Genomic DNA, 19,311 nt, shown 5'->3' with positions numbered 1-19,311 from the left:
GCGCTATGCACTTTTGATAGAAATGACAAAGGGAGCACATGGCTCCCTTGATGAGTGGCGAACAAGAATTGAAATGGCTATCGTGCTACATCTGATTCAAGCTCTAATTCTGCAACAGAAAGCATGGCAAACTCTTCTTCGGCGGTTGCTGCCACCAGTTTGTTGCGGCTGTATAAACCATAATAAACACCACCGATAAGAAACAATCCCATTGTCATGAAAAAGGCAGAGGGATCAAAAGCATAAACACCTGTCATTGCGATCAAAGAAAGCACCAGAGAAATACTCGAAGTAATTATCCCGCCAGGCGTTTTATATGGGCGAGCTAACTCCGGCTGTTTAATTCGCAATAAAATATGGCTCAAGGACATTAATGCGTACGATACAGTCGCACCGACAACAGCCATCGCCAAGATTAAGTCCCCCTCCCCCGTAAGAGAAACCAAGAACCCAAAAACTCCCGGAACCAAAAGCGCACGAGAAGGCACTTTTTTGTCGCTGGTTAATGACAAAGTTTGCGGCAAATAACCCGCGCGGGAAAGCGCAAACACCAAGCGACTGTAACCATAAATGATAGAGAAAAAAGAAGCGATAAGGCCTGCCAATCCAAGTAAGTTCACGGCCATTGCTATCGTTGAGTTGCCCGTAAGCTTCAGTGCGTCAACTAATGGCACAGCGCTATCGCCTATGACCTTTGAACCAACCGCACCAGCCAAAAGAACGACTACCAGAGTTGCGGTTAGTAATAAAAACAACATCGCACCAATGATGCCTTTTGGAACATCTTTTGCCGGATTTTTTGCCTCCTCTGCCGCTAAAGGTACGCCTTCAACCGCAAGAAACAACCACATTGCAAATGGCAACGCCGCCCATACGCCATACCACCCAAACGGCAAGATTTCTGTTGCCTGAGCCGTCGCCGGAGCAATATCGAATAAGTTATTAACATCAAAGTGACCAATAAGCACAGCAGCAGTGATTAGAATAGCTAGCACAGCCAAACCGCTGATGACCATCATTACTTTGAGAGCTTCGCCAACCCCTGCCATGTGAATAGCGATAAAGACGGCGTAGAAAAGTGCGTAAACAACAGGGCCATCGATACCAACCAATTCATTCACTGCTGAGCCAATAAAAATTACTATCGCAGCAGGTGCGAGCGCATATTCAATCAAAACTGATAAGCCAGTGAAAAAGCCACCTGTCGGCCCCATCGCCTGTCTTGCGAAGCTGTAACCACCACCCGCAGCAGGAATAGCCGCAGACATTTCAGCTAAAGACAATACTAGCGTGAAATACATTACTGCCATCGCGATAGCAGCAATAAGAAAGCCTCCCCATCCTGCTTGAGCGATGCCAAAGTTCCAACCGGCGAAGTCACCAGATATAACATACGAGACACCTAAGCCAGCAAGTAAAATCCAACCTGCGGTGCCTCTTTTTAGCTGCCTTTTGGCCAAGTACTCCTGATGTTTAGACATAGTAAATCCTTCTACTTTGATGAAATTAAAAAGTTGTCGCTGTGTTTATCTTCAACGCTTGCGCCACTTGGCTCATTGATGTCGGAGCGATCTTTCAGGTTCACTCCTGACAGTTGTAATTTTCGAGCCTCCTTGAGCAAGTAAAATGCGCGTTCACAGGCATCGTCATAGTTGAGCCCCTGGGGACGCACATTGGAAATGCAGTTTCTTTGGGAATCTTTAGAGCCTCGTTTAGCCCCCCAAGTGAGATACATACCCATGCTATCCGGAGAAGTTAAACCTGGCCTCTCTCCAATTAAAACCAGCACGGCCTTAGCGTTAAAACATTCACCAACATCATCCCCTACCGCTACTCTTCCTTGCTTTACGATTGTGATAGGTGCGAATTTCCATTGATGTTCATCATCAGCGCTTAAAAGAGAAATCAATCGAGTAACAACAGGCACTGCATGGTTTTGAATTGCGACGGAAGAAAGTCCATCAGCAATAACAATCGCAAGATCAATGTCAGTGTTATGCTCATTTGCTATCGAGTTGAGCGTTTGCCAAGAAGATTCATCGAGCTGCCTTCCTAAATCGGGCCTTTGCAGGTACATAAGCCGATCACTCACTTGGCTGCTCACTACCACTGGAGGCTCTAAGGTATTTTCAAGAATCGAGTAAGAGTCCGACAAACCAGCAACGAGAGACTCAATATTCAAACTGCAATGCACTGCATCCATAGCTTGGGCATGATCCAGCTGAAATGAGAGTAACTCGTTGGTTGGTACACTGTTCCCGCTACGACCCAGAGCGATCCGAGCAGAGGTGAAGTCGCGTAACTTGCCCCAAGGGTTGTGTGTGACAACTTCAGACTCGTCTTGTGGGGACTGAGCAATGGTGATTACTTTACCCATGAGAATACCCCTTATTCAGTTGATTTATTGCTCCCGAAAACGAGCGAGAGATTTGCTCACTTAACCGAACGTCTTGCACGCTCTCGAAAATCTGCATCTCCATTAACCATTGTTCAAACTCTGGTGCGGGCTTCAAACCGAGTACTTTTCTTGCATAAAGGGCATCGTGAAATGAGGTAGTTTGATAGTTGAGCATGATGTCATCAGACCCTGGAATACCCATGATGAACGAGCACTCGGCCACGCCTAACAGTGTCAGCAAGTTATCCATGTCATTCTGATCGGCATAGGCATGATTGGTGTAACAGATGTCGCAACCCATAGGTAAACCAAGCAACTTCCCACAGAAATGATCTTCAAGCCCAGCACGAATGATCTGTTTGCCATCAAACAGATACTCAGGGCCAATAAACCCAACGACAGTATTAACCAACAAAGGATCGAACTGTTTCGCGACAGCATAAGCACGAGCTTCGCAAGTCTGTTGATCGACCCCATGAAATGCATTCGCAGACAACGCTGTACCTTGTCCGGTTTCAAAATACATCACATTGTTTCCTACGCTACCTCGATTCAAAGACAATGCCGCTTCATGGGCCTCTTTCAAAATCGATAAGTCTATTCCGAATGTATCATTCGTTCCTTGCGTGCCGCCTATCGACTGAAAAACGAGATCGACTGGTGCACCCATTTCAATGGCTTCGATCGTGTTCGTGACATGAGTTAACACACAAGACTGAGTCGGTATTTGATAGTGTTGAATCACCTCATCCATTAAGTTCATTAACTTGATAGCTTGAGGCACATTATCTGTTGCCGGATTGATACCGATAACCGCGTCGCCATTTCCGTACATCAGACCATCAAAAATGGTCGCTGCGATACCATTGAGAGAATCAGTGGGATGATTCGGCTGTAAACGAGTAGACAGGCGACTCGGCAAACCAATCGTATTCCGAAAAGCCGTGACAACTTGGCATTTTTTAGCAACGAGAATCAAATCCTGGTTGCGCATAATCTTACTGACTGCGGCCACCATTTCTGGTGTTAAACCTTGACGAATTTTAGCCAACGTTTCACCATCGGCTTCTTCACTCAGCAGCCAATTTCGAAAATCCCCGACCGTCAAGTGCTCAATCGGTTTAAAGGCTTCAAGGTCATGCGTATCGATAATTAGGCGAGTGATATCGTCGCTTTCGTATGGAATAACCGCCTCGTTAAGAAACGTTTTAAGTGGTAACTCAGACAGCGCCATTTGTGCGACTACGCGTTCTGCCGCTGACTGAGCACAAACCCCGGCTAACGCATCGCCTGAGCGCTCCGGTGTCGCTTTCGCCATCAAGTCAGCCAATGACTTAAAGGTATAGACTTTACTGCCTTGTTGCCGACGATAAGTTGCCGTCATTGCTCTTCCTCTTCACTATTTGGTTCGCTTTTTGCTGAACTATCAATAAGCTTTAAGAAAGTATTGCCAAATGTGTTCCGTAGCGTTATCAAAAACTGGCAACATTCATAAACCAAAAATAAACAATGAGTTACATAAAAGCTGCTCCAACATGACTCACAAAAAAGGAATGAGCATCACAAGGATGAGTGACCAAACACCCCAAACTGCACCAATGCTGTGCATCCATCACACAAAGGATGCAAACCAACAAGCTGCAAGCCTAATAAACTGGCAACAGGAATACGATCAACTCAGCGATGGCCGATTTTTAGGTCAAATTCGAGAACGACGATTTCCCAATTTCCATGTATTTCGTGAAGACAGTAACCGCTCACTAAGACAGCAATGCAGGGTTGAAGAGGGAGGAATTTGGTTGGGTTTGAGTGCGGAAAATAAGCCGCTACACCTAAATCACAGTCAGTTTAATGCAAGCCAGCTTTTGCTTAGACAAGGCGGTGCAGATTTTGAGTTAATGACACCTGAACAGTTTTCTATCTATGGGATAGTACTCGACAGAAAACTGGTTCAAATCATAGAAAAACAGCTTGAGTTAGACGGTATCGGCTGCAACACACCGCACTTAGCGGGACCAACAGAAAAGCACATTCAACAACTTAAATTCTACTTGGGTACTTTGCTCGGTACCACTGAGTCGCGATGGTCTGACAGCACACATCAGGTGGTTTTAAAAGACATCGTACTCGAACTGTTCTCAATCAGTTCACCAAACTCAATCCACCCGATATCAATCTCTCATCGTCAGCATGTGATGCGCCGCATAAAGCAACAGCTACACGACTTAGACTACCGAACTCCGATCACCGTCAGTGAACTGTGTGACGCTGTGCACGTCAGTCGCCGAACACTGCAGTACACCTTTGAACATTGCTGTAATACTTCGCCAAAGCAATTCATACACCGAATGCGGCTGAATCAAGTACGTAGAGTGCTACAAAGCCCTGAAGATAATCGAACAATTGCAGAAATCGCTTTTGACTTTGGTTTTTTTCATCTAGGGCAGTTCAGTCAAAGCTACAAGCGGCTATTTGGTGAGACGCCAACTGAAACGAGAAAATGGGAGTCCAGCAAATAAAATGACAGGCAGTATATTCTTTTAGCTCCTGCGTTGGGGCCATGTTATGCAGTCGCAATGATTTGCTGAAACTTAGCATGAAGCTCTTCAAGTGCCGCTTCAACATCCGGTTCTGCACGGCTCAAGTGCGAGATTAACGTCATAAAATAGCAATCAAAAATCAGCGGTATTTTTCCCTCAAGGACGGAGCTTCCGTTTACAGATTGAAACAAAGCTTGGTTAAACGACTGATAATAATCCAAATCCCAAATCACTTCTTTCAACAAAGCTCGGCTCAGCTCAACGTTCTCAAAATAGTAGCGATAGTATTTCTCCGTCAGCGCCAAACCAATGTCGATATCGGTTTTACCTTCCACACTGACTAGCGTTTCTTGGCTGATCTGTTGCAGTTGCGCCAGCATCCCTTCGCGCAAAATCGACAGTTTAGTCGGGAAATGGCTAAACACTGTGCCATCGGCTACTCCTGCTTCTCTCGCTATCTGCCTTGTGGTCGTCATGTCATAGCCATTTTGAGCAAAAGATGCCCATGCGGCTTTTAGAATTTTATCTCTGGTTTGTTGTCGCTTCGTCATTGATGTGTCTGCTTAATGAGCCTGAAAGGATCATACCTTGCGTGGTTGAGATTGACAAATTGAGCGCGCTCATTTATAAAATTGAGCATGCTCATTTTATATAAAAACAAAAGGAATCGCTCATGTACGTATTAAACAAACTAGGCCAAGGATTGATTTTCTTCCCGACCATCTTCTGCTTTTCGTATATTTTAAGACCGATATTAATGGTCATCCTTATTCCAGGAGGACTCGCACTTTTGGCGTTAATCGGTGGCGCAGAAGTCAGAGCGGAACTCAAAGCCATGCTGCTTGAGGAGTTTTTTGGCGTTAGCCCATCGCACACCACCTCGAAAAAGGCGTGAGTGCGCTACAAACGTTGGCAAGGCTAAGTAAAAAAGAAAACGCGCAGATATCGAGATCTCAATACCTGCGCGTAGATGCGGTGAAAATAAGACTGGCGTTAGTCAGTATTCATGTTCTGGCCAATTCGCCATAAAACGCCACTAGGGTCAAACAAACAACATTCACGCATGCCCCAAGGTTGCTCGACCAGCTCAGTCAAACGCGAGCCAAATTCCTCATGGCCCACTTTGGATAAGTGCTGATGCCAGCTTTCTGCGTCTTCTACGAGCAAGTGCATCATGAAGTTATTACCGTGTTCTGGCTCATAAAAATTCTGTAAAAGAAACGCGCAGCTACCTTGAGAGAAGTATGCTACATCACCGAAGTCTGATGCCATTTCAAAGCCAATCGCCTCATAAAAGCGTTTTGATAGCGCGTAATCTTTCGCCGGAACAAATGATTTGATTTCAACAGTATTGAGGTTTTCCATTTCCAATTTCCTAAGCCCTTTTCCATCAAACTGACTGACGTAATCACGCTCTACGCCTTCTATTCGCCTTGCGTATTTTGCTGCGATGGCAGTGGTACACACTCTACCATTTGCGTTTGTAACCACGTGATAAATTTGTGTTCGAGTTCTGTACGCTTTTTATCTTGGCTCAATAAAACATAATTGCAACCTGATAGCACAAAACCAAATGGCGCGACCAAATTACCGCGCTTAATATCGTCCATAACAAAAGGATACGATCCCATCGCCGCGCCTAAGCCATCCACCGCGGCTTGTATGCAAAAATAAAAATGCGCAAATGATTGCTGAGTGCTGCCATTGAAGGTTTCACAACGTGTTGATTGCTGCCAATCCGCCCAAGCATGTGGGTCGGGATTGGTCATTTTCGGCGCGATGCTGGGCTTAAAGACTTAATGCGCTTGCGATCAGATTTCGACCATAAAAAATGCGGCTACTAGAGCCGCATTACAATCCACAAACCTTAGGTCTGATAAGTGAAACGTTTATTGAGTGATAACGGTGAGCTTATTCCAATCAATCGTGAAGCGAATTTGTGCCTCAGTGTAGTGGCTCGTTGTACCTTGATCGTACCAGTTACACGCATTGCGAGAGAAACCTTCGTCAACTTCTTTCATGCCCGCTCGTGCGATCATCTCCGTTTTTGGCTCTTCTCCGCGCTCAAATTCTGGTGTGAACACGTACTGGAATTTCGGTTTGAAGCCGTAGATCAGACGCGGCAAGTTCTCTTCTGGTAATAGGTTTTCGTTTGAACAACCTGTGTAGTGGTAAACACCCGCCCATTTACCGTAGTACTGGTAGTCGTTGGTGTAAATTTGGCTAAGAGAGGTGGTCCACTTAACGCCCATACCACGTTCCATGGAAGCTTTTGGCTTGGCTGCGGTGACGTAATCCTTACTTGAGTAACGAGACGTATAAGCCACACCGAGATCGGTCGTCAACGAGCCAGAAAAACTTGGTGCCGAGCCCGGTGTTGCAGTCGCGGTTAAGCCGATTGACGGTGCAACCGTGGTTGTCGATACCGAAACATCATTGGCTTCGTTTTGCGGTGAGTAATCCTCACTAAATACAGGCGTGCCACCAGCTTGATAGATGCTGTAATCGAACGCAACTGGGTAGTTTTGAGTAAAACGGTCAACAATCGCTGCATCAAAAGTGTGTTTTACACCCGGCTTACCTGGTACATAACCATTCCCTAGAGTGATCACGCGAGCCGCTTTTTTGTCGTTCTTTGAGTTATGGAATAACTCAACCAGTAACTTCATCTGCACACGGCTACCACGAAACTCGTACGGGAAAAGCTCAGGCTCGCTTTGCATCACGACCTCATAACTTTTCTTTACGTAACCTTCTAGCGCGATGTTATCAATCAAGACACTTTCTACAACCTTGTTATCAGAAGCAGCAGCAGTAGCGGAAATCCCTAACATTAGGGGAAGCAGTATTTTCTTATTCATTATTTTATTACCTTACTTGGGAACAGTCCCAAATCAAGCTAACATATTGAATACACTGCATCAACGTGACGAAAACGATTCACATTATCAATAGTTTGACCTACACCCAGAAATGAAAAAAAAACAGCCAACTTACGCTGGCTGTTTCGATGCAGTTAATGAATGACCCGAGCGTCCCCTTTAAGTAACTGAGACAGATCGATAGTGAATATCGTCACTGTCGGACGTTTAGGCAGAGCATTTTCGATCGAAAACTCTGGCCCAGCTGGAACGAGGGGGAAGTGAATAGCAGTCGGCCACGTTGACGAAGCTTCATTACCGCCCGGCTCAGATATTGAGAAAGAAAACGCAGGCAAACGGGTCATAACACTTACCTCAAATGACTGATTCGCGGGCTCAAGCGAGCCCGCTTAGGTTTTGCAATGTTATTGTTGTTTTAACGCTTACTTAATCACTAACGATTGGTAACGTTAGATATCAAGTTCTTTGTCTTCAACGTGGTTGGTGATCATCGCTTCAGTGGTGATCATCAAGCCAGCAACAGACGCTGCGAATTGAAGCGCTGAGCGTGTTACTTTCGCAGGGTCCAAGATACCCATTTCGATCATGTTGCCGTATTCACCTGTCGCAGCGTTGTAACCGTAATCGGCATCACCCGCTTTGACAGCATTCGCCACAACTGAAGCTTCGTCACCTGCGTTGGTTGCGATTTGACGAAGAGGCTCTTCCATTGCACGTAGCGCAACTCGGATGCCCACGTTTTGGTCATCGTTGTCGCCTTTTAGATCCGCCAATTCTTTCGCGATCTTAGTTAGAGCAACACCACCACCAGCAACAATACCTTCTTCAACCGCTGCGCGAGTAGCGTGTAGCGCATCGTCCACGCGGTCTTTCTTCTCTTTCATCTCAACTTCGGTTGCAGCGCCGATCTTGATCACCGCTACGCCGCCAGAAAGCTTCGCAACACGTTGTTGAAGCTTGTCTTTATCGTATTGAGAAGTGGTTGTTTCGATTTGTTTTTCAATCGAAGCCACACGATCAGCAATCGCGCTTGCTTCTGCTGCGCCACCCACAATAGTTGTTGTGTCTTTGGTGATGGTCACTTTCTTCGCGCTACCTAGTTGCTCTAGCGTTGCTTTTTCGAGTTCTAGGCCGATTTCTTCAGAGATGACCGTACCTGCGGTTAGTACCGCAATGTCTTCCATCATCGCTTTACGGTTGTCACCAAAACCAGGTGCTTTCACCGCCGTCGCACGCACGATGCCACGCATGTTGTTCACAACCAATGTCGCTAGCGCTTCACCTTCGATGTCTTCAGCAATGATCAATAGCGAGCGAGAAGATTTCGCCACTTCTTCTAGCACTGGCAATAGCTCGCGGATGCTGCTGACTTTTTTGTCCACCAATAGGATGTAAGGGTTGTCTAGCTCTACGCTGCCATTTTCTTGGTTAGTGATGAAGTATGGTGACAAGTAACCGCGGTCGAATTGCATACCTTCAACCACAGACAATTCGTTGTCTAGACCTTGGCCTTCTTCCACCGTAATCACGCCATTGCGACCCACTTTTTCCATCGCTTCTGCAATGATTTCACCGATCGCGCGATCGCTGTTTGCAGAAATGCTACCCACTTGGGTGATGGATTCTTTGTCGCTGCATGGCTTAGACATTTCACGTAGTTTCTCAACCGCCGCTTCAGTGGCTTTGTCGATACCACGTTTTAGGTCCATTGGGTTCATGCCAGAAGCTACCGCTTTAAGACCTTCGTTGATGAAAGATTGCGCCAGTACAGTAGCGGTCGTTGTACCGTCACCCGCTTCATCATTCGCTTTGGACGCCACTTGTTTCACCATTTGCGCGCCCATGTTTTCGAACTTGTCTTTCAGTTCGATTTCTTTCGCTACAGACACACCATCTTTGGTAATGGTTGGCGCGCCGTAAGATTTATCAAGCACAACGTTGCGGCCTTTAGGGCCTAGTGTCACTTTTACTGCGTCCGCCAGTAAGTTCACACCTTTCAGCATTTTTTGACGTGCGTCATTAGCAAATAATACGTCTTTTGCAGCCATAATTATCTCCTCAAAAAACTACTACAAAAATAATTACTCAACGATTGCTAACACATCAGATTCGGACAGAATCAAGTATTCTGCGCCGTCAATTTTCTCGGTTTTCACGCCGTAACCGTCATTGAAAATGATTTGGTCGCCCACTTTGACTTCCATCGCAGCGCGTTCGCCATTTTCAAGGCGTTTACCTAAACCAACAGCAATGACTTTCCCGCGGTTTGATTTTTTCACCGACTGAGAAGTTAAAACGATTCCCCCTTCAGATTTATTTTCCACCTCTTGTCTTTCAACAATTAGCTTGTCATTTAAAGGACGAATTTTCATTTTTAAGTGCCTCCTACTTGGAACCAAAAATAAAAGACAGAATAAACATCAAGATGGATTTGCGAGTCGACCGCTCGCTTTCGATGAGAATAATAAGGTCGAAAAATTGGAGTTCAAGAGGTGGATTTCATAAAAATTTTTTATTGAATTGAATAAAATCTTCTATCGAAACTTTTGACATTCACGGCCACTTAAAACCTCTTTATGATGGAAAATGTGTTCAATCAAATCTAGAGTGGTTACATACTCTTAAAAAGGATAATCAAACAATGAAAAAGGTCGTATCTCTGTTTCTTGCAACATTGTGCGTTGGCTTGCTTTCTTTCAGCGTTGCGGCTTCTGAGCGTGCTGAGCAAGGGTGGCAACTGATTGAGAAAGGCGCAATGATTGTCGATGTACGCACGCCGCAAGAGTTCTCTGAGGGGCATTTAGACAATGCGGTCAATTTCCCTCTATCTGAGCTTGATAAACATTTCCAAGACGTCGATAAAGATCAAGCGATCGTATTGTACTGCCGCAGTGGTAACCGCTCTGGTAAAGCGTATCAATATTTGCAATCGCAAGGGTTCACGAATCTGCACAATGCAGGTGGCTTAGAAGAACTGCAAGACGCCAAATAATCATCTCTGTTCTAATTTCAAAAATAAAAGCGCAGAGGGCGTTGCAGACTTATTGCAACGCCCTCTGTTACTAAATAATTCTCTTCCGCTACTACTCTATTTGGGCCCGGCCTCAAACTGAGTCAGGTTATCCGATATCTCAAGCCACGGCGCTTTAGACGCGACAAAAATATGGAAATTTGGCTTGTGGGATGGAGCATCATCCAAGACACCTAGGCGAATATTGACAATCCCATTGTTCTTTTTCGAATACAGGCTCGACCCGCAATGGCGACAAAAGCATAACATGGTATTTTCGCTTTTCTGATAAGTCTGAATATCCTCTTTTCCTTGAATAATGAGCAACTTATCCAAAGCGACGCCACCTGCAGACGAGTAGTCGGAGCCTGTGAACTTGCGACATTCCGAGCAATGGCAGTTTCCCATGTACTTGAATTCATCTGCCACTTCCAATTTCACCTTACCACACAGACATGAGCCTTTGAGTACTTCCATTTGAGTCCCTTTTTGTTATGAATCTAATTGAATTAGACGAATACACCGACACCATGCCACTGCAATGCGGAAAATTAAAGGCAGGTAATACAGGTTTTCAAAAATGAAACGAAAATGTAAAACACTCTACTTAGAGGAAAGATAGGTGTGCTCAGCACGTGAGAGCTCAAGCTATTGTCGATACAAAAACACCAAGCAAGACGCTTGGTGTTTTCTTAATATTTTGTCTAACACAGTCATCGCTCTTAATAAGAGACGCCGTGTTGAGAAAGTGTAGTGCTTAGAAAATGCAGTGCTTAGTAAAGCTGGTAGCTTCGTTTGCACTCCAGTCACCTTTTGGCTTATCTTTCAAGTTCTCACACCATTGCTCGCTGCCCACACCATCTTGAAGAACACAGTGCTTCGCAAAGTCTACTGCGTTGTCTGCTGTCCATTCTGTTTTTGGCTTATCGCGCATGTCGTTACACCAGTCTTCAGTGCCCACTTCATCACTACAAGCGGTTAAAGCAGAAGCCGCCAACATCAGCATGACTAGTTTTTTCATAAATTTAAGGTTCCAGTTGCAAACAATATTAAAATAAAACTCAATCGCTTCAACAAATGCCCATTCAACGGTCTGAACTAAGCTGTCACTTGTTGAAGTGACTTTTGTATCAACTATAACGAAATTATCAGTCTACGTGTTAAGACACCGAAAAATTATTGAGCCAAGCTGCGTAAATGACACCATAAACACCTATAGGCAGCGCGCTTGCGTTAATGCGCTGATCTTAGAAGACCCAGTGCCAAAACATGATAAACGTAACTCTAACGCCATTTGCTCAAAGTGCTCGACCACCGCTTGAGTGCTTATAGTAGCCGCTTTCAAGACTGCACCCGCTTGCCCAACGAGATTGGCGCCCAAATGTATGGCTTTCGCCGCTTCAAGTCCGTTATGCACACCACCTGAGGCGATCAAAGGTAATGTAGGATGCTGTGCTCGTATTTGAGTCAAACATTTTGCCGTTGGGATGCCCCAATCGCGGAAAAGTTCGGCTGCACGCTGCATTTTCGGATTATCTTGGCAATAGCCTTCAACCGCGCTCCAACTTGTGCCACCCGCGCCCGCTACGTCAATGGCATCCACACCGGCGTCAACCAATCGCTGCGCAACGTGACCACTAATACCAAAACCGACTTCTTTAATAATGATCGGAACATTCACGCGAGATTTAAGCTGCTCGATAGCGTGTAAGACCCCAATCCAATTATGGTCGCCATTTTTCTGAAACGCTTCCTGCATTGGGTTTACGTGTACAAACAACGCATCCGCTTGAATGGATTCAACCGCACGCTGCGCATTATCAAGTTTACCTTTGTCGCGCAACTGAGCGGCTCCAAGGTTGGAATAAAGCGGCACATCTTTGGCTAAATCACGAATGGTTTTGCCTAGACCTGCGTGTTGGCGCTCTTCTATGCTAATACGCTGCGACCCCACGCCCATCGCAATGCCTAATTCACTGGCAGCTTCAGCCAAACGACAATTGATCACTTCAGCATCTTTCGCTCCACCTGTCATCGAGCTAATCAAAAACGGCAGCGCCAATCGGTGGCCAAGAAACTCTGTCGACAGGTCGATCGCCTGAAAGTCACATTCTGGCAGCGCGCAGTGTTCAAACTCGACAGACTCAAAGCCCGCCGTTTTATGCTTCATGCTCATGTCATGATGTAAAACAGCGTCTAGATGTAAATCTTTTCGGTTAGTTTGCGGAGCCATAATGTCACCCTAAAGTAAAATAGTCGCGCAGTATTGCGATCCTTATCAGTAACGTCAATGCGAATTTTCTGAATTCACGAGATTACTTTTCCGAAACCAGTAATGAATCACGACTTACTCTGACATTATAGAAAGAGAAACTCGCCTTCTGTTTTAAACAAGCAGGCGAGTGTTTCTCCAAGTTGAAGTAATCAGCGTGCGAGACACCACGATAAAAATGGGCCGCATACTTCTCTAATTTACTTTGCGCTTTCTGACAGAATCAGAGACACAACGGTGCTTGTGGTGGTTGGAGCAAACTGCTCAGGGTCATCACAGAATTGAATTTTCCCTTTTTCTTCAACGTGGAACAACGGCACTACCGAGTTCCCTTTGTGATGCGCTAAATAGTCTTGATACGTAAAGTTGTCGCTCAATTTCGTGTGTTTTATCTCTGCACCGCGGCTCAACAAACTGGCCAGCTGGGTATAGCTTACGTTACCGCCCATCAGCAATTTACCGTGGTACTCCTGAGCCACGGAGTGCTTCTCGCTACCATTGCCGTTGGTTTTCACTTTTTGCAAGCAGTGAACTTTATCTTCACCAAACTCGTCGACAAATTGCATGCAAGCCATAATGTTGAAATGCTGGTCAGGTGTTAATGCAACGACTTGTCCCACCCCTATCAGGTTCAAATTGTCATCTGCGTGACTAGAAATCGGATTCCCGTAGTAGTAATCCAGCCCCAACATACGAACTTGACTGATGTACTCCCAGTTAGAATCGGTCATCAATATGCGGCGGTCATAACGTGCCAACGCTTGACCAATTTCTCTAGCTACTCGGTTAGCACCAATCAACAAGAAGCCGCGTGGCGCTGGCTCCGCGACGCCCAACATCAATGCGACAGGACGTGCCGTTGCACTTTGTAAAACAACCGTTCCGATGATCACCATGAAGGTCATAGGAACCAGTAAAATCGCTTCATCAATACCGTATTCGGTCAATTTGATCGCGAAAAGAGACGAAATAGAGGCAGCGACAATACCGCGCGGTGCAACCCAAGACAGGAACAGTTTATCTTTAAGTCTCAAGTTACTGCGGATGGTTGAGAGGAAAATCGACAACGGACGCGACACCAACTGCATAAATACAAACAGCAATAACGCGCCACTACCCAGCGCAGCAAAATCATCCAAGCTGATGCGTGCAGCAAGGAAAATAAATAGGCCGGTGATCAGCAATATGGTCAAGTGCTCTTTAAAGTGCAGAATTTGTTGAATATTGATGCCCTTTGCGTTGGCAAGCCACATACCCATTACAGTAACCGTGAGTAATCCGGCTTCAGACTCAATATGGTTGGAGACGGAAAATACGCCGAGCACGATCATCAAAACCGCAAATGGCTGCAAGTATTCCGGTAGCCACGCACGGCGCATAATCGTTGCGACTGCTGCGCCAGAGGCCGCACCAAGAATGACGCCCACGGCAATGAGCGTCCCGAACACTTCGACGCTATTTATCGCGCTGTGCGATACGATGAACTCATAAACCATCACAACAAAAAGCGCACCGAGTGGATCAATCAAGATCCCCTCCCAACGCAAAATATTAGCAAGCGTACTGTTAGGCCTTACCGTCCGAAGAAGTGGCACGATCACCGTCGGACCTGTTACCACGGTTAAGCTGCCGAACAACATGGCGAGCTCCCAAGTAAAACCGAGGAAATAGTGCGTCGCAATACTGGTTGCTGCCCACGAAATGATGGCCCCGATGGAAACGATACTCCAGACTGAGCCACTCACACCGCGAATTTCTTTAAAGTTTAGGGTCAAGCTGCCTTCGAAAAGAATCACCGCAACCGCCAATGAAACCAACGGAAAGAGCAAATTCCCTAAAATCTCATCTGGATTTAACCACTGCATAAATGGCCCGACAATCAACCCAGCTAGCAGCAAAAATAAAATCGCTGGTAAGCGCAATCGCCATGCCAACCACTGACAACCTAAACCAATGACCCCAACCGCTGATAGAACCAGCGCTTCATTACCCACTTGCATTAATCATTTACCTGTTTTGTCTTTTTTCGCGTGAATGCGCTATACCCAAATAACCTCGGGCGTGCGGTTCAATAAGCATGACTTGGCATGCAGACTAAACGGCTTACCTTCGACTCTTCGACAGCACGCCTCTGAAATGCACATTTTTGAGGTCACTTGGGTATCGCATCAGAATTATGAATATAGTTGAACCCCAATGACTTAACGACTCATTTCTGTTCATCAGATCTTAAAGTGACACACAAGTATGTCGCTTTGTCGAATTCATCATTACGCATTGAGTTTCATTATGTAGAATGATTCTTAAAGAAAGCGCGGAACCTAGCACTATATGAAGCTAAGGCAAAGCGCTTGGACTAAGCTTTAGCGTACGTGCTCAAAGTTAAGAATCGTGTGTCACGCGACGTACGCAGGGAGAAATGGATTGTACGTAATACTAACACTGTTCATGGCGTTGCTCGCCATCCTCATCGGAGTGAAAGCCGCCAACCGAGCAGCACTTTTAGAAAAAGAGCTAACCAAACTTCGTGAAGAGGTAACATCACTGCGAGTCAGTCTAAATAAGGACTCGAACCAACCAACGCGCCAACAATCCAGCGTTGAAGAGGTAGCAAAAGAAGCAAACTCCTCATCCTCTAAGGAGCATGACCCGATTACCGACCGAGCATCTTATCCAAACACAACACATCAAGCTCAATACCAGACAAGCGAAGTTCAACTGGACGTTTTTAGTCAAGAACAAGAGTCTATATTGCCAAGTAGAGTGCAGAGTCTGTTTAGCAACATTCAAGAAAACTGGTTGGTTTGGGTGGGCGCGCTGGCAATGCTAATTGGTGGGGGGTATCTCGTACAGGTTATTGGTAGTCACATTGAGTTTTCGCCACTTATGCGTGTGTCCTTTGCGTTTGTACTCTCGTTACTTATGGTGCTTGTTGGCGAATGGTTCCACCGCAAAGAACAACAAAATCCTCAACGAGCAACACGAGCCCAAGGCTTTACTTATGTGCCTGCCGCCGTTACCGGAACCGGGCTAACTGGCATTTACTGCACGGTTATCTTTGCGTTTGTTGTTTATCAAATGCTGACACCTAGTGTCTCGCTTATCATCTTAGCCGCTGCCGCATTTTGCAGCTTGGCTCTATCTTTACAGCAAGGGCCGTTGATGGCGGTGCTTGGTCTGATTGGTGGATATACCGCACCGTTATGGATTGGTGGAAGCGAGCCTAATTACTTCTTATTAGCTGGGTATATCAGCGCGATCTCGGTCGCGGCAACATTGCTAATGCAAAAAGTGCGTAGTGCATGGATTTCTCCAAGCATCGCGCTTCCACATGTTGTTTGGATGCTGTTGCTCATTGAAAGCATGCCGCTTGAGACGCTTTTTTCTTGGCTGGCTATTTATCTCTCCATTACTCTTTATCTTATTTTCGCCGTTCCAAGACTGGGTTGGACACTCAATCCTCGTTATCATCACTGCCAGAATAAGTGGACAAATCCGCCGACCGCTACCTCTCTCGCGATTGCGTTATTGACCTTTTCGGCTGTCACTAGAATGCCAGAATTGGACACACTACAAATGGTGTACTGTTATGCGCTGCTCGTTGCGACAGTATGGCTCCCAGCGGTTCGCACAGGTTGGTCATTGCGCGTATTTTTGCCTTCCATATTAGTCTCTGCGACCGCAATTGTTGTCCTTACTGTCGCGTTTGACGCTTTGTATATGCCAGAACATGGTGCCAGTATCTTACTCGCATTGGCCACCAGTATTGCACTGATCTGCTGTCGAACTTATTGCCAGTCACTCAGTGACCGTTCGCAACTCAGCGGCGTACTTCTGTTGGTACTGGCTCCAGCAATAAGTTTGATTACGTTGTTTTATATCGACGAATTTATGCAAGGCTACCTGTGGCACTGGACTGCATTTTGCGCATTGGTGACCGTTTATTACGTTGTACTTGGTCAACGCTTGCATTCGCTAGCATTGGAATGTTCAGCCGTCATGCACGCTTTAATTGTAGGCGTCGCCTTTGTTTGGTTAAGCGATACCTGGTTGACGACAGCCATCTCGATACAAGTTGCCGTAATGGCGTTACAGACTCAATCAGGGGTATTTCGCCCCGCAAGTTGGGCGATTAAAGTGGCGATGGGGATACTGGTCATCCGCCTCACTCTTTTACCCTTCATCCCTGAATGGCAACCCGTAGAAGCAGGACATTGGGCTTGGGTTATTGTGAGTTACCTACCGTCTCTCATCATCCTGCTCTATGCTCGAGCAACGCTAAAGCAAGTGGACCTCGAACTGACCAACTGGTTTGAAGGCGCATTTTTGCATGTATTCTTAATGGCGCTATTCACCCAAACCAACTACTGGTTAACTGGGCAGTACGGCTATTTAGGACACCTTGATTTCACAAGCGCCATCGTTTTTGCTAACCAAGCGTTGGTTATGGGTTTGGTGTACAGCTACCGTAGCCAATTTGCACAACGCTTAAGCCGCATCTATGAAGCCTACAGCTACCTGCTTTGGTGTGCCTTCGCATTGCTGATAATTTTGCTTAATACGGCAGAGTCGCCATTGGTGACTGACAACGTCTCAGCCCAAGCTCTTCCCGTTATTAATATGCTAAGCGTCGGCTGGTTGCTGCCAGCTTGCATCCTACTTATCGCAACCTTTAGAGGCTGGAATACGTTACAGGTTCATCGATTTGCGGTTGCTAGCCTAGGCTTTGCACTTGCTGCTATTTGGTTAGGTATGTCTATCCGTCAATTCTGGCAAACCACATCCATGATGTTGTACCAACCGACCAGCATGGCAGAACTGTTCAGTTATTCAGTAGCAGGTTTGCTCGTGGGTGGATTGCTTACTTGGCGCGGTGTGACACACAGAGGGTTGATGATGCAGCGCGTAGGTCTAGTGGTTTTAGCTTTTGTCGCACTCAAAGTATTCTTATGGGATGTTAGTTCTCTGGATGGGTTCTGGAGAGCAATCAGCTTCTTAGGTTTAGGAGCATCTTTAATCGCGCTTGGGTGGTTATTCCAGAAATTGAATCGCTCGGTGGCAAAAGCACTCGAACCATAAACGAATTAAAGAGAGATTCCCGACAATGCACCGTTCTCGTTATTGGGGGGCGATAGCGATGCAAAGCCGGGAATCATTGGAGTGTTCGTTATTTTAGCAACGCAACAACCGTATGACGACGCACGTTTGCTTGTGCATTCAACGCTTGAAAAGTCGAGGTAAACTCACCAGACTTCTGCACAAAACCATCCAGTTTTGCATTCACATCATCCACAGAAAGCTGCGCGGTTTTATTTTGAATTGAGCGCATTTGAGTATTCAATTCACCATGAAATGCTTTCGCTTCCTGCAAGCTCGTTTGCACTTGTCTTAGGTGCTGGTTCACTTTGGCAATCGTCTGTTTCATACCATCGCGTGACGCCAAATCAAACCCAAGTTCTGCAATACCATCTGGCTCTGACTTTAGATTTAGAACGTTCGGCTGGCCCGCAGGAAAACGGTGCCCTTCGCCCGTGACCATCACTTTCTGCTGCATTTGCTGATAAGCGTTGTCTCTGGCTTCAAATAAAATGCTGCCATCGTCAGCTAATGAGGCACGCATCCCTAAAGCAATCAAGCTTCGGTCAAGCATTTTGACAGTTCGAGCACCATCGGCTTGTCCATCGAACTGAATCATTACCGCTTGACCCTGAGGGAAATCCAAACGAATTTGCTCAGCCTTGTCACTTAAGCGATGCACGTTCAAGCCAGGAATAGAAAAGCGACGAATGTCTGCTTTATCTAGCTTTAAATGCAGTTCGTTGTTGAGCACTTTCTGGCCGTCGAAACGAGCATGCTCCACAACGTTCTGAATGGTGGCTTTAGAACGAACCAATGTATCCTGCAAGCCAGGTACATTTTGCACGCCTTGATTCACCGCTTGCGTCAAACCACGTTTAATTTGAGTCAGCTCTTTGCCAATCACCTGCAACGATTTCGATGCGATCTGCACTGCCGTCGCTTGCTGCTGACCTTGGGTCAGTTGAATCCCAGAGACAGAGTAGGCTGACGCAGTGTCAGCCTGAACTTGCGCCGGGCGCGGTTTAATTGCAGTACTTGAGTCTGCAGAACGGGTCGGCATGATAGAGGCTTGTTCTTGCCCACCCAAGCGTATGCTATGGGGTCTAACCTCTACTGTACTCATTACCATA

At 46.1% G+C, this 19,311-nt stretch carries 18 protein-coding genes and 1 pseudogene; 4 read left to right on the top strand and 15 right to left on the bottom strand.

Features of this window, described 5'->3' with window-relative positions:
* Positions 1 to 77 precede the first annotated feature (77 nt).
* From eat to NDJ01_RS20125, 3 genes are read right to left on the bottom strand one after another with little or no spacing between them, the layout of a single operon-like run.
* Complete coding sequence (gene eat / locus NDJ01_RS20135) at positions 78 to 1,481, bottom strand: ethanolamine permease (RefSeq protein ID WP_005398344.1); 1,404 nt, start codon at positions 1,479 to 1,481, stop codon at positions 78 to 80.
* An 11-nt stretch (positions 1,482 to 1,492) separates the two neighbouring features.
* Positions 1,493 to 2,377, bottom strand: a complete 885-nt coding sequence (eutC, locus tag NDJ01_RS20130) for an ethanolamine ammonia-lyase subunit EutC (protein ID WP_213895808.1) — start codon at positions 2,375 to 2,377, stop codon at positions 1,493 to 1,495.
* Positions 2,370 to 3,782 (bottom strand): ethanolamine ammonia-lyase subunit EutB, encoded by a 1,413-nt coding sequence (locus NDJ01_RS20125; protein WP_005388715.1) that lies wholly within the window; start codon positions 3,780 to 3,782, stop codon positions 2,370 to 2,372. The genes eutC and NDJ01_RS20125 overlap by 8 nt, the downstream gene beginning before the upstream one ends.
* 184 nt (positions 3,783 to 3,966) lie before the next feature.
* On the opposite strand from NDJ01_RS20125, the gene NDJ01_RS20120 reads away from it, so the two are divergent.
* The gene (locus NDJ01_RS20120; protein ID WP_258460284.1) at positions 3,967 to 4,917 is read left to right on the top strand and encodes a helix-turn-helix domain-containing protein; all 951 of its coding nucleotides are present in this window, start codon (positions 3,967 to 3,969) and stop codon (positions 4,915 to 4,917) included.
* 44 nt (positions 4,918 to 4,961) lie between these two features.
* On the opposite strand, the gene NDJ01_RS20115 is transcribed toward NDJ01_RS20120, so the two are convergent.
* The gene (locus tag NDJ01_RS20115) at positions 4,962 to 5,489 is read right to left on the bottom strand and encodes a TetR/AcrR family transcriptional regulator (RefSeq protein ID WP_053808110.1); all 528 of its coding nucleotides are present in this window, start codon (positions 5,487 to 5,489) and stop codon (positions 4,962 to 4,964) included.
* 122 nt (positions 5,490 to 5,611) lie between these two features.
* Between NDJ01_RS20115 and NDJ01_RS20110 the strand changes: the two genes are divergently transcribed.
* Positions 5,612 to 5,833 (top strand): hypothetical protein, encoded by a 222-nt coding sequence (locus tag NDJ01_RS20110; RefSeq protein ID WP_017635120.1) that lies wholly within the window; start codon positions 5,612 to 5,614, stop codon positions 5,831 to 5,833.
* A gap of 98 nt (positions 5,834 to 5,931) precedes the next feature.
* Here NDJ01_RS20110 and NDJ01_RS20105 read toward each other — a convergent pair whose 3' ends face one another.
* The 6 genes and pseudogenes from NDJ01_RS20105 to NDJ01_RS20080 all read right to left on the bottom strand — a co-directional run bounded on the left by NDJ01_RS20105 (position 5,932) and on the right by NDJ01_RS20080 (position 10,192).
* Positions 5,932 to 6,303 (bottom strand): VOC family protein, encoded by a 372-nt coding sequence (locus tag NDJ01_RS20105; protein WP_258587568.1) that lies wholly within the window; start codon positions 6,301 to 6,303, stop codon positions 5,932 to 5,934.
* Positions 6,304 to 6,362: 59 nt separating this feature from the next.
* A pseudogene (locus NDJ01_RS20100) lies at positions 6,363 to 6,692 on the bottom strand (LysR family transcriptional regulator); the annotation flags it as partial.
* A gap of 135 nt (positions 6,693 to 6,827) precedes the next feature.
* On the bottom strand, positions 6,828 to 7,799 hold the full coding sequence (locus NDJ01_RS20095) for a leukocidin/hemolysin toxin family protein (RefSeq protein WP_258587218.1): 972 nt from the start codon (positions 7,797 to 7,799) through the stop codon (positions 6,828 to 6,830).
* Between the two features lie 155 nt (positions 7,800 to 7,954).
* Positions 7,955 to 8,164: a hypothetical protein gene (locus NDJ01_RS20090; protein ID WP_005464025.1), complete on the bottom strand. Its 210-nt coding sequence runs from the start codon at positions 8,162 to 8,164 to the stop codon at positions 7,955 to 7,957.
* A 105-nt stretch (positions 8,165 to 8,269) separates the two neighbouring features.
* Positions 8,270 to 9,868 carry a chaperonin GroEL gene (gene groL / locus NDJ01_RS20085; protein WP_005463958.1) on the bottom strand — a complete coding sequence of 533 codons (1,599 nt, stop codon included), beginning with the start codon at positions 9,866 to 9,868 and terminating at the stop codon, positions 8,270 to 8,272.
* 33 nt (positions 9,869 to 9,901) lie between these two features.
* Positions 9,902 to 10,192 carry a co-chaperone GroES gene (locus tag NDJ01_RS20080; RefSeq protein ID WP_005373989.1) on the bottom strand — a complete coding sequence of 97 codons (291 nt, stop codon included), beginning with the start codon at positions 10,190 to 10,192 and terminating at the stop codon, positions 9,902 to 9,904.
* Between the two features lie 269 nt (positions 10,193 to 10,461).
* Between NDJ01_RS20080 and NDJ01_RS20075 the strand changes: the two genes are divergently transcribed.
* Positions 10,462 to 10,812 carry a rhodanese-like domain-containing protein gene (locus tag NDJ01_RS20075; protein ID WP_065645657.1) on the top strand — a complete coding sequence of 117 codons (351 nt, stop codon included), beginning with the start codon at positions 10,462 to 10,464 and terminating at the stop codon, positions 10,810 to 10,812.
* 96 nt (positions 10,813 to 10,908) lie between these two features.
* Here the strand turns inward: NDJ01_RS20075 and NDJ01_RS20070 are convergent, their stop codons facing one another.
* The 4 genes from NDJ01_RS20070 to NDJ01_RS20055 form a co-directional block, all read right to left on the bottom strand.
* Positions 10,909 to 11,307, bottom strand: coding sequence for a GFA family protein (locus NDJ01_RS20070; RefSeq protein ID WP_258587217.1), 399 nt, complete (start codon positions 11,305 to 11,307; stop codon positions 10,909 to 10,911).
* Between the two features lie 280 nt (positions 11,308 to 11,587).
* The gene (locus tag NDJ01_RS20065) at positions 11,588 to 11,851 is read right to left on the bottom strand and encodes a DUF3012 domain-containing protein (RefSeq protein ID WP_258587216.1); all 264 of its coding nucleotides are present in this window, start codon (positions 11,849 to 11,851) and stop codon (positions 11,588 to 11,590) included.
* A gap of 192 nt (positions 11,852 to 12,043) precedes the next feature.
* Complete coding sequence (gene fni / locus NDJ01_RS20060; protein ID WP_256950408.1) at positions 12,044 to 13,063, bottom strand: type 2 isopentenyl-diphosphate Delta-isomerase; 1,020 nt, start codon at positions 13,061 to 13,063, stop codon at positions 12,044 to 12,046.
* A 239-nt stretch (positions 13,064 to 13,302) separates the two neighbouring features.
* Complete coding sequence (locus NDJ01_RS20055; protein ID WP_005395287.1) at positions 13,303 to 15,102, bottom strand: sodium:proton antiporter; 1,800 nt, start codon at positions 15,100 to 15,102, stop codon at positions 13,303 to 13,305.
* Positions 15,103 to 15,550: 448 nt separating this feature from the next.
* Between NDJ01_RS20055 and NDJ01_RS20050 the strand changes: the two genes are divergently transcribed.
* A complete protein-coding gene (locus NDJ01_RS20050; protein ID WP_258587567.1) occupies positions 15,551 to 18,181 on the top strand; it encodes a DUF2339 domain-containing protein in 2,631 nt (876 codons plus the stop codon).
* A gap of 88 nt (positions 18,182 to 18,269) precedes the next feature.
* On the opposite strand, the gene NDJ01_RS20045 is transcribed toward NDJ01_RS20050, so the two are convergent.
* Complete coding sequence (locus NDJ01_RS20045; RefSeq protein ID WP_012842382.1) at positions 18,270 to 19,310, bottom strand: hypothetical protein; 1,041 nt, start codon at positions 19,308 to 19,310, stop codon at positions 18,270 to 18,272.
* Position 19,311 lies beyond the last annotated feature (1 nt).

The sequence above is a fragment of the Vibrio sp. HS-50-1 genome (assembly GCF_024747315.1).
GTDB classification, from domain to species: Bacteria; Pseudomonadota; Gammaproteobacteria; order Enterobacterales; family Vibrionaceae; genus Vibrio; species Vibrio diabolicus.
Note: the sequence above shows the minus strand (reverse complement) of the source record. Positions and strands in the feature narration are given on the sequence as shown.